The sequence below is a fragment of the Tenacibaculum sp. FZY0031 genome (genome assembly GCF_036350695.1).
Taxonomy (GTDB): Bacteria; Bacteroidota; Bacteroidia; order Flavobacteriales; family Flavobacteriaceae; genus Polaribacter.
This window is the reverse complement of record NZ_JAZDVY010000007.1, coordinates 134,499-147,128: the sequence shown is the minus strand read 5'-3', so window position 1 is coordinate 147,128 and position 12,630 is coordinate 134,499. Positions and strand designations below refer to the sequence as shown.

Genomic DNA, 12,630 nt, shown 5'->3' with positions numbered 1-12,630 from the left:
ATTAAATCGCTAAAATTTGATTTTTAGCAAGCCTGCTAATTTAGTGGTTTTTGGTGTTAGAAAAAAAGATAAAAGAAAAACTCCTTTAAAAAGATTGTTTTTTGATTGAGTAATCGAGTAAAGGCGAATATTATATTTAGGCTAGAAGACAACCCTTCCCTTCAGAAGAAAGAAGTAACAATTTATTGTAGTTAGTGTTTAAAAATTATGGCTTGGCAACCTTACTGTGTCTTTTTAGTAAATTACCATAAGGAGCGTATGGAGTAAGTTACCACGATCTTACAATTTTTTGCTCAGCTTTGCTTCAAGTGAGTTATGAGTTTAAGATTGATTTTTTATGTTAAAGAAACATAAAGCTTCGAATAAGTTTCGAAACTTTATGCATGTTTAAAAAAGATGTTAGCTATAAACGCAAATACCATCTAAATGACTTTGTTGTGCTGTGTCACAGCGCAAGCCAGCAGCACACCAGTTACTTTTACAAGGACAACCGTAAGGAACATTGCCTTCTATGGCATCACACTCTCCTGGTGTTGTTAATTTGGTTCCGCCTTTGACTTGTTTTTGAGCCACTTTACTTAAAGCATTACCTAGGTTTAAGATTGATTTTTTCATAATTGAAATTTTTAGAGGGTTATGAATTTAGTACCAGAAGCAACCATATCTGTCGCATCTACCAGCATCGCAAAAAACGCCCCAAGATGTATTTTGGCAGCATTTACGACCTTCTTGATAACAAAAGCCATTAGACCCACCATTAATTTGTTTTTGATCAGCTTTTTCTAAAGCCTTACCTAAGGTTAAAATTGATTTTTTCATGATTAAAAAATTTGGTATTAATTAATCCTTGAACAGTTTAAAGACACTCAAGGTTTGTGTCTATTCTTCGCGAAAGAATTTTTTATTTGATAATATTTTTAAGTTGATAGAAAAAACGTTCTATCAAACGTAAGTCTTCAGTTACAATATCTGCTGCACCTTTCATTTCTTGTCTGAAAGGAATAGTTTTATTATAAGTAGTTTCTAAATTCTGAGGAAGTTCTACATCCACTATATAATTACCTTTTTCATTAGGAATAAGTGAAATAGATTTAACTTTTCCATTTAATTCTCCGAATTCATCAGAAGGATAATTTAATAATTTGATTTGAACTTTTTGGTCTTTCTTTATTTTACCAGAATTAGCAGCTGGTGCTTCAATTTTACCAATAAATGAGTTTCCCTTGTTTGGAATAATAGTAAATATTAAGTCTCCCGTATTAACTGTTTGGTTTTTATTCCAAAAAGACAAAAAGGAAACTTTTCCGTTTATTGAAGAAGTAAGGGCATATTGTTTTTCCCAATCTTTAATCGCCTTTTTTAAGTATAGCAAAGATTGAATAGCTTTCTTTTTAACACGAGTATCTTGTTGTGTTTTTTTTATAGAAGTCCCCTCTAAGTTTTTCGCAGAATTGTTAATCAATTCTCGTATTTGTGAAATTGAAGATTCAAGAGTTTTGTATGAGCGTTTAGCTTGTAAATACTCAATTTCTTTTTGATCTTTTTCCTTAGCAGAAATAACACCTTGACTAAACATTTTTCTGCTGCGTTCTAAGTCTTTTTCTTTAAAATCTAATTCTTTTAAGTTTAACTCTTTTTGAGATAATAGAATTTGTAATCGCCCCCTAGCTTCAATAACAGACATTTGATTTGCAAAATTCTCAGATTTAAACGGAGTTAATTTTTCGTTTAAAACATATTCGGAGTAGTCATTTTCAAACTGTGAGTAACTAGAAGTTATGTCTCCTAAAATTAAAGGAGGAACTTTATCGATAGGGAAGAAGAAATTTTGTTGATTTATTTTAATTGTATCCACAATACTCTTTAATAGTAAAACATCTTTGTATGAAGCACTGTTTTCAATAACAGCTAAAATATCTCCTTCGGAAACATTTTTACCTTCATTAGTTAAAAAGGTTTCAAATTGTCCTGTTGATTTTGCATAAATTTTCTCAGGGGGTGTTGAGGTAGTAACCATCACCTCAGCAGATATAACATCCGGGTATTTTACGAACCAAGAAATGAATAATAGCATTACTATAAGCCCAAGTAATAATGTATTCCCCCAGCGAATCATCCAATTTGGTACATGGGTTAAAATTTCTTGAACTTCTTCACTTCTAATTTCTATGTCTTGAGTATTGTTTGGCATCTTAGAATGTATAAAAGTGCTCTTACATTCAGATAAGATAAGAGCACCAATGAAATAAATTAATTTAGGATATTATGCAAGTTCCGTTATAACAAATCCATGGAGTTAAAGGGTCTCCAGGACCTTGTTGATCGTAACAATCTTTTTCTGTCTTACAAGAATAACCGCCATTAATAAATTTTTGTTCTCCTTTGTTTAAAACTTTTCCAAGCTTAAAAAATGATTTTTTCATCGTAATTTATTTAAAAAATTAAGCAGGACAACATTGTCCATTTTTTATAATGCCTCTATTGGCTCCTCCCGTACCATTTGGCACAGCACACACATCTCCTTCTTGGCAATCTAAAGCACAAAAAAAGTAGTTAGAACAAGGAAAACCAATTGTTTTGCCTCCTTTAATTCGCTCTTGTTCTATTTTACTCAGAGCATTACCTAAGTTTAAGATTGATTTTTTCATTTTTAAATAATTTAAATTTGATTAAATCCCTGAACCTTTAAAGACACTCAAGGTTTGTGTCTATTCTTCGCGAGTGAATATTCTTATTTACCTAAGTCTAGCTGGTTTTTAACTAGGTGGTAATAACTTCCTTTTAGTTTGATTAGCTCTTCATGACTTCCTCTTTCAATAATTTTTCCTTTTTCAAGAACCACTATTTGATGCGCATTTTTTACAGTACTTAATCGGTGTGCTATGACTACAGCTGTTTTATCAGCAAAAAACTCATTAAGTTTTCCCATGATAACTTTTTCGTTATTGGCATCGAGTGCGCTAGTAGCTTCATCAAAGAATAAAAACTTAGGGTTTTTGTATACTGATCGGGCAATTAATAATCGTTGTTTTTGACCTGTACTCAATCCATTACCTTCGCTACCAATTTTGGTATTATATCCTAATGGTAGTCCTTCAATATAATCACCAATGTTTGCCACATCTATTGCATGAGCTAATTTTTCTTTATCAATATAATCTTCCCCTACAGCTATATTTTTAGCTATAGAATCATTAAAGATGTATCCTTCTTGCATTACAACACCACAATTCCTCCTCCATTCTTTTTGAGAGATGTTTTTCAGATTAAAGTTGTTGATCATTATATCACCTTGATCAACTTGATAAAAACCAAGTAATAATTTCATTAAAGTAGTTTTACCACTTCCGCTAACTCCTACTATTGCTGTTGTTTTATTTGCAGGAATCTCAAGTGATAAATTTTTTAAAACAGGTTCTAAGCCCCCTGTATATCTGAATGAAATGTTGTTTAGTTTTATAGAAGCATTTTCAGGAATGGTAGTTACTTTTTCATCACTAGGTTTTTCTTCATCTTCCATATTGTGTATTTCACCTAATCTATCTAAAGAGATTTGAGCGTCTTGTATGTCTCTCATGAAATTAATTAGTTGTGTAATAGGACCATTTAACTGACCTACGATATAACTAATAGCCATCATCATACCAAGGGTTATTTGACCGTCTATAACTAATTTAGCAGAAAGGATGGTGATGAACATATTTTTAAGCTCATTAATGAAGTTAGATCCCACACTTTGAGTTTGTTCTAAAGCAAGACTCTTGGTAGCTACTTTGAATAATCGTGCTTGTACATATTCCCAATTCCAACGCATGCGTCTTTCTGCATTGTGGAGTTTTATTTCTTGCATCCCATTAATAAGCTCAATAACTTTACTTTGCTCTTGACTTACTTGAGAAAAACGTTTGTAGTCAAGTTCTTTTCTCTTTTTAAAGAAGAACAATACCCATCCAAAATATAATACACTTCCCAATACAAAAACACCAAAGATTTGTAGGCTGTAATATCCTAAAACCAAACTAAAAATTATAAGGTTGAAAAAAGAGAATAAAACTGTTAAAGATGATGTGGTTAAAATTCGTTCAATACGTTTATGGTCGTTAATTCTTTGCAGTAAATCACCTGTCATCCTCACATCAAAATAGGAAATAGGCAATTTCATTAGTTTTATAAAGAAGTCAGAAATCAAAGAAATATTAATACGAGTACTCAAGTGTAATAAAATCCAACTTCTAATAATTTCTAAAGAAGCTTTTCCGATAAATAGAAATAATTGAGCAAATAAAATTAAGTAAACAAAGTTCAAGTCTTGGTTTTTAATACCTACATCAACTATACTTTGGGTTAAAAAAGGTAAGATTAGTTGAAGTAAGCTACCTGCAAGAAGTCCTATTATTAATTGCGCTATAAATTTTTTGTATTTATAGAGGTATTTAAAGATGAATGAAAAACCAAATTTTTCATCTTCTTCAAATTCTTCTTGATAAAATTTGGGAGTTGGTTCTACTAGTAAGGCAATTCCCTCTTCAGTATTCTCATCAGCATTATTACCAATCCAATGTTGGATAAATTCCTCTTTAGTAAAAGTAATTAATCCGTGAGCTGGATCAGAAATATAAACGAGCTCCTTTTTTATTTTGTAGAGAACTACATAATGATTTTTATTCCAATGAATAATACATGGGAATGGGGCTTCTTTAAGTTTACTGAAAGCCAATTTAATACCTAAAGACTTGAAGCCTATAGACTCTACAGCTTCACTTAAACCGAGCAAACTACTACCCTCACGAGTGGTTTCACTTAAGCTCCTTAGTTGTTGTGTATTAATAGTTTTACCATAGTGTTTGGCTATGATTTTTATGCAGGTAGGACCGCAATCCTTTGCTTCAGTCTGTTTATAGTTTGGGAATTTTTTCAAGTTCAATTTTGGTATAATATATAACTAGGTCAGGAATATACAATTTCTAACCTAGTTTTAAAAATTACTAAGAGCTAAATAATCAATAACTTTTTAAGGTATGTTTATAGAGGTGTTATCTGAACAATAAATGTTTTTTATAGCATTGTATTGAATTTACGACTAGAAAAAAAACCTTTTTTGACTTGGAGTAGTTGCTACATGTCCAATTTTTCCAAGTTAGTTGTGGTACTGAATCTCGCTCATTATAAAGAATCTAAATGGGTGTGTTTTAAATAAAACAATCATTAATTACATAGGATAATCACCAAAACAAGAAGTAGGTGTTCCCTCATACACTCCAGGGATGTCTCCATTTGGACATAAAGATTGACAATCTGTTGTGTATTTTGTTGAATTTAAATAACAGAAGCATTTGCATCTTGGATCAGGCATTGGTTGCCCCCCATTAATTTGTTTTTGCTGTGTTTTACCTAAAACCTTGCCTAGGGTTAAAATTTGTTTTTTCATAAAAAATATATTGATTTTTATATTGGTTCGTTAGCAGCCTGTACAGCTTATACCGCCATTAGGGCAAAATTGCCACGGACCTGTACAGTTGTTATTACCAGGGTCGCTGCCGTTTCCGTCTTCTGTATAACAGTATATTCCTTGACAGTATTGCCCAGCAGGACAGCTGCCTTCACCGCCACAAAAACCTACAGCTCCTCCGCCATTAATTAGTTTTTGGGCTGTTTTGTTAAGAGGCTTTCCTAAATTTAAAATTGTTTTTTTCATGATCTTATGAATTAAATACAACAATTAGTGGCTGGGTGATATTGACAACCCGAAATATAAGTTCCCCCACAGCTAGGGTTGTTTAATGCGGCATGACTTGTTGTACAGCATTGCAATGCTGGGTCACAGCATCTTCTAGGTTTTAAACCTCCACCGTTAATTCGCTTTTGCGCTGCTGTATTGAGAGATTTTCCTAAGGTTAAAATTGATTTTTTCATCTTTAATTTTATTAAATTATACTTCCGTCACATAAGTAACCTGTATTTCCTTGGTCGCCAAATAATTGACACCAACCAGCAGTATTACAACAATATCCACTTCCGCATTGGTAATGGTTGTCGCATTGTTTTTTACCTCCGTTAATTAGAGTTTGCTCTGTTTTATTTAAAGCCTTTCCTAGGGTTAAAATTGATTTTTTCATAATTCTAAGGTTTAAAAGAAGTTGATTAAGATTTACAAAGTAGGTCTCCTGAGTTAGGGCTTCCAATGGATTGACAAAAGTTAGCAGTGTTACAACATCCAATGTTACAATCATCATTGGTAAAACAATTGTATTTACCTCCACTAATTAGTTTTTGCTCTACTTTACTTAAAGGTTTTCCTAGAGTTAATATTGGTTTTTTCATTTTTAGTCTAAAATGAAACTACAGTAAATTTCAGCACAATGCGGTCCGTAATCCTCACATACACGGTCTTTGTTTGTATCGCACATTTTTCTACCTCCGTTAATTTGGATTTGTGCTGCTTTATTTAAGGTTTTTCCTAAGGTTAAAATTGATTTTTTCATGAGTAAGTTATTATTGTTTTGTAAAAAGTATTGAGTAAGGCACTAACTTTATTGCGTAGTTATACTCGAAAGCAGTGCCCATTATTCAGCCTATTCTTTTCAGATTACACTAGTTAAGTTATTCTAGAATAGGGCACACAAGAGGAGGACAGTTTCCTGTTGGGTAGTTCGGAGCGTTAATAGCATAACATCGATGACTACAACAATGGTGTCCACTGCCACATTCTGAGTCACATTGACAAAATCTTGGAGCGCCTCCTTTAACTTGCTTTTGTGCTGTTTTGTCTAAAAGCTTTCCTAAATTTAAAATTGATTTTTTCATGAGTAAGCTCTTTTGTTACAGAATAAAACCACAATAAAACTCAGCACAATGTACTCCATGGTCTTCACAAATACCGTCTCTGTTTTTATCACATTGTTTTCTTCCTCCGTTGATATGAACTTGTTCCGCTTTGTCTAAAATCTTGCCTAAGGTCAAAATTGATTTTTTCATCATTAAAAAGGCATTAATTGGCAGTAGCTTTCTGCACATTTCCATCCAAAGTCTTCACATATGCGATCTCTGTTAGCATCACATTGCATTCTACCTCCGTTAATTTGAGCTTGTTCCGCTTTCTTTAAAGCTTTACCTAAATTTAGAATTTGTTTTTTCATAATTAAAATATTAAGGTTACTTTTGCGGCGAACATTTAAAGACACTCACCTATGTGTCTATTCTTCGCGAGAGAATTTTGTTCAAAACGCAAAGCCCTTTTCTGGGCTTTGTTTTTTTTATGCTGTCTTTAATGATACATTAGAAGTATGTGAGTTTTCTTCCAAGTCTTCAATAAATAATATCAAATCAGTTCTGCTGTACTCCTTTGGGAAAGATTGTCCGTTTACTAATATTTCAGGAGTAAAGTTAATGCCATTTTGCGTACACCAATTCTTCTCTTTTTCTAACTCTAAAGTGTAAGTTTCTTTGTCAACACACTCTCCCCATTCTTTTAACCAAGCAGTTGGTTTTTGTCCTTCATAAATAGCATCCATGGCTAAGAGGCATTCCTTACCTCCTTTAGTATTATAAATTTCTATGAGTCTGCTGGTAATTTTAATCACATCACTGTCTTTATCTTCTACGTTTACATTAAATCGTATTTTAATTTTTACATGGTTATGATATCTTTTAAGAATATCATCAACATGTGTATGAACCGGTTTACAATGACCACAAAAAGGATTGGTAACAATTGTTATTTCAAGGTTGGAGTTAAGATTTCCAAAAATAATTTCCCTACTATCAGTTAATTGAGTGTCAAGCAGAGGTGATTTTTGTAATAAACTATCAAATAGTGTATAATTTCTTTTGAATTTTACACTTGCTATTTTTTCTTTTTTAAGTTCTTGAACTTCGGTAAATAGAGGTTTTGTATAGCTCCAAGCCAACCAAGTAAATGAAGCAACGAGACCTAAAGTAATAAAATCACTAAGTACAAAAGTGCTAATGTAGTTTTTTGTTAGTATTGGTGCTAATGCTTGTAACCAAAGTACACCAACAATGCTTAAGCATAAAAGACACCATTTTTTTACTACTGCATATTGGTAGTATAAAGAGTATAGTGTAATAGGTATGGCAAGCAAACTAATAGTATATGAAATAACAGGGTTAGAAATTTGCATAAATGTTAAAAGAGACAAGCCAGCAAAGTAGAGCATGCTAAAATCACTCAATTTATACCCCTTGAAAATTTCAGCACCTTTAGAACTTAGCACGGCATCACAGTCTTTTTTATCATCAGTTCCCGAACAAAAGGCATCGCCTATAGAGGTTTTTAATCCAAGTTCTTGTTTTATAATTGCGCTACTAATTACGACTCCTGTAATAGATAATAAGAAATAAAAAGTGTTATACCACGAAGTTGAATTGCTAAGAACAAAAAATAAAGCAAAAGCTCCGAATAAAGCAAAAGCGATCGTTTTAACTAACTTAGAATTGTTTTTAGTTGTTAGATAGTTTTCAGTTTCTTCCACAGCAACAATAATTCCTGTAAATTTATTTAAAAACTCACTTTCAGTTAGTTTTGTTTTTTTGTTTTCAGAATCATAGATAATATACTCCAAGTTTTTTCTTTCCGATACAATTAAATCCTGACCATGGTCACTGTTTATTTGAGCAATGAAGCAGTTAGGGAGCTGAGAAAGTGTTTCTGAGTTGACAGGAACATCTGCCGCAACATTTTCAATATTAAAATGGTCTAATACTCCTGTAATTGCATGTAAGCTAGGGTAAGAAGGATGGCTTTGAATTTGAAAAGCTAATTCTTCTTTGTCAAAAGAAATACTATTTTTCTTGAGTAATGTTTGTACTAAATTGATTAAAGTGTCTTTCAAAAGTAAAAAGTTTTTAGGGCTAGCTATTCTTAATCTTCCCAAAGCTATATGTTGATAATTGTTTTTTTATAAAAAAAACCATAAAAAAAGTATGGGAAAACCGTATTTTTTAATTTTTTAAATAAAGCCTTTTTCTTTGGCTATTAGTATTAACTCTCTGTCTCCTTTAGCTTTGACATTGAATATTTTTTTTAAATGTCGTTTTCGTTTTTCAATACTAGCCGCAGAAAGAGGTATGTAATTTGGCATGTCTTTCATTTTAGATCCTAATGAAAGTTCGTATAAAATTTGTCGGTCTATTGAATCAATAGAAAGGTTGTTGGAAACTTCTTTTCTTAAAAGGCTTAACACCGTTTTGCTGTAATAAGGAATGTTGTTTGTTACGTTCTTTATGGCATTTTTCACCTCTTTTGAGGTTAAGTCGTTTTTAACAAGAAAACCTTCAGGGTTTAAGCTTTTAAAAATATTGTGAATTCTGTAGTTATCATTACAATCAGTAGAAACAATAATTTTTGTGCTGGGTAGTAGCTTTCTAATTAAGAGTCCTAAATCTTCTCCAGATAAGATTTTTCTATTCTTAGCAGGTGAAAGTTTTAAGTCTAAGACAACAAAGTTTAAAGAGGTTTCCTTCTCAATCGTCTTTTTTATAATATCGTAAGCTCCATTACAATTGTAAGTAATGTCTGTGTTAAAATTAAAATTTGGGTTTAATCTAGCTATTTTAGATATTATGTTCTTGTACGTTTCGCAAATAAGCGGGCAATTATCCGCTAATAAGGCAGATTGTTTTTCTTTTCTCATGTATAAATAATTTCGGGGGGAACACTATTTAATTGATTCTTTTTATAAAAAAATCAGTTCATAAATTTATATAAACTAATTTAAAATCAAAAAAAAATATGCATAAAATAAATTATTTACTAATAAGAAATATTGTTGTTTTATTTTTTTAACTCTTTTTTTAAGAATTTAGCAGTGTAACTTTTCTTGTGTTCTGAAACTTCTTCAGGAGTTCCAAAAGTAAGTACTTTACCACCTTTTTTACCACCTTCCATACCTATATCAATAATATAATCGGCGAGTTTAATTACATCTAAGTTGTGTTCAATAATTAAAACAGTGTTTCCTTTATCTGCCAACTTATTTAAAACATCCATTAACACACGAATGTCTTCAAAATGAAGTCCGGTTGTTGGTTCGTCTAATATATAAAAGGTGTTTCCAGTATCTCTTTTAGACAATTCTGAAGCTAATTTAATGCGTTGTGCTTCTCCTCCAGAAAGAGTAGTAGATTGTTGTCCGAGTGTAATGTATCCTAAACCAACATCTTTAATCGTTTTTAATTTTCTATATATTTTAGGAATGTGTTCAAAAAAGACTGTGGCTTCATTAATTGTCATTTCTAAAATGTCTGAAATCGACTTTCCTTTGTAGCGAATTTCTAAAGTTTCTCGGTTAAAACGTTTTCCTTGACAGGTTTCACATTCTACATGAACATCTGGTAAGAAATTCATTTCTATTACGCGAACACCTCCACCTTGACAGGTTTCACAGCGCCCTCCTTTTACATTAAAACTAAAACGACCTGGTTTATATCCTCTAATAGAAGCTTCTGGTGTCTTTGCAAATAAACTACGTATTTCACTAAATACTCCAGTATAGGTGGCAGGATTTGAACGTGGAGTTCTACCAATAGGAGATTGGTCAATATCAATTACCTTATCAATATGTTCTAAGCCTTCAATTTTTTTATAAGGCATTGGTTGTTTAACTGCTCGATAAATGTGTGCGTTTAAAATAGGGTAGAGGGTTTCATTGATTAAAGTAGATTTTCCACTACCCGAGACACCTGTGACACAAATCATTTTTCCTAAAGGGAATTCAACGGAAACATTTTTTAAGTTGTTTCCAGAGGCTCCTTTTAATGAGATTGCTTTTCCGTTTCCTTCACGACGTTTTTTAGGGACCTCAATTTCTTTTCTTCTCGATAAATAGTCAGCAGTAAGGGTATCGTGACTTTTTAAATCGTCAAAGTTGCCCTCGCTAACAATTTCTCCTCCATGTCGACCTGCACCAGGACCAATGTCTAAAACAAAATCAGCATTCTTAATCATGTCTTCATCATGTTCAACCACTAAAACAGAGTTTCCAACATCACGAAGTTTAATTAAAGAGTCAATTAATTTTTGATTATCACGTTGATGTAAACCAATACTAGGCTCGTCTAAAATATATAAAACACCAACTAGTTGAGAACCAATTTGTGTAGCCAATCGAATACGTTGTGCTTCTCCACCAGAAAGTGATTTAGATGTACGGTCTAATGTTAAATAATCTAGTCCTACATCTAACAAAAATTGAATTCGAGTACGTATTTCTTTTAAAATTTCAGCAGCAATAGTTAGTTGTTTTTCCGATAATTTGTTGTCAACTTTTTGAAACCAACTGGCTAATTCTAGCACATCCATTTGTGCTAAGTCACTAATGTTTTTGTCGGTAATTTTAAAATGAAGTGCTTCTTTTTTTAAGCGCTTTCCATCACAAACCGAACAAGTAACTTCATCCATAAAACCTTTTGCCCAACGCTTGATGGAAGTGCTTTCTGAGTTTTTATATTGATTCTCAATAAAGGCAATGATACCTTCAAAATCAATTTCATAATTTCTAGTAACTCCAGCAGTTTTTGATTGGATTTCAAATTTTTCCTTTCCGCCGTGAAGAATAATTTCCATGGCTTCTTTAGGAATGTTTTTTATGGGGTCGGTTAACTTGAAACGATAACGTTCAGCAATGGTTTGAAGCTGTTTGAAAATCCAGCTATTTTTTTGTTCGCCTAAAGGAGCAATTCCTCCGTTTTTTATAGAAATGTAATTGTCTGGAATTACTTTTTGATGGTTTATCTCGTTGGTAATTCCTAGTCCGTTACAATGTGAACAAGCTCCTTTTGGTGAGTTGAACGAAAAAGTATTGGGTTCAGGGTTAGGATAAGCAATACCGGTAGTAGGACACATCAGTTCACGACTAAAATAACGAGGCTTTTCATTGTCAACATCAATTACCATTAAAATGTTGTCGCCCGTGTATAACGCAGTTTTAATAGTTTCTTCAAGGCGTTTTTCAGCAGCATCATTTACAGCCAATCGATCGATAACCACTTCGATGTCGTGCGTTTTGTAGCGATCGAGTTTCATCCCTTTTTCAATCTCTCGAATCTCCCCATCCACACGAACACGAACAAAACCTTGTTTAGAAATTTGTTCGAATAATTCACGATAATGCCCTTTTCTCGATTTAATTAATGGTGCAAGAATGGCAATACGTTTGCCGTCAAAATCTTTTAAAATTAATTTCCTGATTTGCTCGTCAGAATAGCTTACCATTTTTTCACCTGTATTATAGGAATAAGCATCTGCTGCGCGGGCAAACAGTAAACGAAGGAAATCGTAAATTTCAGTAATCGTTCCTACAGTAGAACGAGGACTTTTATTGGTTGTTTTTTGTTCAATAGAAATTACCGGAGAAAGCCCGTCGATTTTATCTACATCAGGTCTTTCTAAACCACCTAAAAACTGACGTGCATAAGCAGAAAAGGTTTCAATATAGCGACGTTGTCCTTCAGCATAAATGGTGTCGAATGCTAAAGAAGACTTTCCACTTCCACTTAACCCAGTAATTACAACTAGCTTTTCACGAGGAATTTTAACGTCAATGTTTTTTAAATTATGAGCGCGTGCTCCGTAAACTTCTATGTATTCTTGTTCTTTCAAAGTGAGGATTT

At 32.6% G+C, this 12,630-nt stretch carries 18 protein-coding genes; all 18 read right to left on the bottom strand.

The features are described from left to right. Positions 1 to 399: 399 nt before the first annotated feature. Positions 400 to 615, bottom strand: coding sequence for a hypothetical protein (locus tag V1T75_RS11405; protein WP_330488656.1), 216 nt, complete (start codon positions 613 to 615; stop codon positions 400 to 402). Positions 616 to 642: 27 nt separating this feature from the next. Next, a complete protein-coding gene (locus V1T75_RS11400) occupies positions 643 to 819 on the bottom strand; it encodes a hypothetical protein (RefSeq protein WP_330488655.1) in 177 nt (58 codons plus the stop codon). Positions 820 to 901: 82 nt separating this feature from the next. After that, the gene (locus V1T75_RS11395) at positions 902 to 2,191 is read right to left on the bottom strand and encodes an HlyD family secretion protein (RefSeq protein ID WP_330488654.1); all 1,290 of its coding nucleotides are present in this window, start codon (positions 2,189 to 2,191) and stop codon (positions 902 to 904) included. 64 nt (positions 2,192 to 2,255) lie between these two features. Then, complete coding sequence (locus V1T75_RS11390) at positions 2,256 to 2,423, bottom strand: hypothetical protein (RefSeq protein ID WP_330488653.1); 168 nt, start codon at positions 2,421 to 2,423, stop codon at positions 2,256 to 2,258. An 18-nt stretch (positions 2,424 to 2,441) separates the two neighbouring features. Further along, on the bottom strand, positions 2,442 to 2,648 hold the full coding sequence (locus tag V1T75_RS11385) for a hypothetical protein (RefSeq protein ID WP_330488652.1): 207 nt from the start codon (positions 2,646 to 2,648) through the stop codon (positions 2,442 to 2,444). An 83-nt stretch (positions 2,649 to 2,731) separates the two neighbouring features. Further along, a complete protein-coding gene (locus V1T75_RS11380; RefSeq protein WP_330488651.1) occupies positions 2,732 to 4,918 on the bottom strand; it encodes a peptidase domain-containing ABC transporter in 2,187 nt (728 codons plus the stop codon). A 291-nt stretch (positions 4,919 to 5,209) separates the two neighbouring features. After that, positions 5,210 to 5,428: a hypothetical protein gene (locus V1T75_RS11375; protein WP_330488650.1), complete on the bottom strand. Its 219-nt coding sequence runs from the start codon at positions 5,426 to 5,428 to the stop codon at positions 5,210 to 5,212. A 30-nt stretch (positions 5,429 to 5,458) separates the two neighbouring features. Further along, positions 5,459 to 5,695, bottom strand: coding sequence for a hypothetical protein (locus V1T75_RS11370; RefSeq protein WP_330488649.1), 237 nt, complete (start codon positions 5,693 to 5,695; stop codon positions 5,459 to 5,461). 11 nt (positions 5,696 to 5,706) lie between these two features. Further along, positions 5,707 to 5,913, bottom strand: coding sequence for a hypothetical protein (locus V1T75_RS11365; RefSeq protein ID WP_330488648.1), 207 nt, complete (start codon positions 5,911 to 5,913; stop codon positions 5,707 to 5,709). Positions 5,914 to 5,924: 11 nt separating this feature from the next. Beyond that, positions 5,925 to 6,116 carry a hypothetical protein gene (locus tag V1T75_RS11360; protein WP_330488647.1) on the bottom strand — a complete coding sequence of 64 codons (192 nt, stop codon included), beginning with the start codon at positions 6,114 to 6,116 and terminating at the stop codon, positions 5,925 to 5,927. 25 nt (positions 6,117 to 6,141) lie between these two features. Further along, positions 6,142 to 6,321: a hypothetical protein gene (locus V1T75_RS11355; protein ID WP_330488646.1), complete on the bottom strand. Its 180-nt coding sequence runs from the start codon at positions 6,319 to 6,321 to the stop codon at positions 6,142 to 6,144. A gap of 2 nt (positions 6,322 to 6,323) precedes the next feature. Continuing rightward, positions 6,324 to 6,482, bottom strand: a complete 159-nt coding sequence (locus tag V1T75_RS11350; protein ID WP_330488645.1) for a hypothetical protein — start codon at positions 6,480 to 6,482, stop codon at positions 6,324 to 6,326. Between the two features lie 118 nt (positions 6,483 to 6,600). Beyond that, positions 6,601 to 6,804, bottom strand: a complete 204-nt coding sequence (locus tag V1T75_RS11345; RefSeq protein WP_330488644.1) for a hypothetical protein — start codon at positions 6,802 to 6,804, stop codon at positions 6,601 to 6,603. A 15-nt stretch (positions 6,805 to 6,819) separates the two neighbouring features. Beyond that, the gene (locus V1T75_RS11340) at positions 6,820 to 6,978 is read right to left on the bottom strand and encodes a hypothetical protein (RefSeq protein WP_330488643.1); all 159 of its coding nucleotides are present in this window, start codon (positions 6,976 to 6,978) and stop codon (positions 6,820 to 6,822) included. Next, complete coding sequence (locus V1T75_RS11335) at positions 6,978 to 7,136, bottom strand: hypothetical protein (protein ID WP_330488642.1); 159 nt, start codon at positions 7,134 to 7,136, stop codon at positions 6,978 to 6,980. The genes V1T75_RS11340 and V1T75_RS11335 overlap by 1 nt, the downstream gene beginning before the upstream one ends. Positions 7,137 to 7,253: 117 nt before the next feature. Then, complete coding sequence (locus V1T75_RS11330) at positions 7,254 to 8,852, bottom strand: vitamin K epoxide reductase family protein (protein ID WP_330488641.1); 1,599 nt, start codon at positions 8,850 to 8,852, stop codon at positions 7,254 to 7,256. A 117-nt stretch (positions 8,853 to 8,969) separates the two neighbouring features. Beyond that, positions 8,970 to 9,653: a DNA-binding response regulator gene (locus tag V1T75_RS11325; protein ID WP_330488640.1), complete on the bottom strand. Its 684-nt coding sequence runs from the start codon at positions 9,651 to 9,653 to the stop codon at positions 8,970 to 8,972. A gap of 140 nt (positions 9,654 to 9,793) precedes the next feature. Beyond that, positions 9,794 to 12,619 carry an excinuclease ABC subunit UvrA gene (uvrA, locus tag V1T75_RS11320; protein ID WP_330488639.1) on the bottom strand — a complete coding sequence of 942 codons (2,826 nt, stop codon included), beginning with the start codon at positions 12,617 to 12,619 and terminating at the stop codon, positions 9,794 to 9,796. Positions 12,620 to 12,630: the final 11 nt, after the last annotated feature.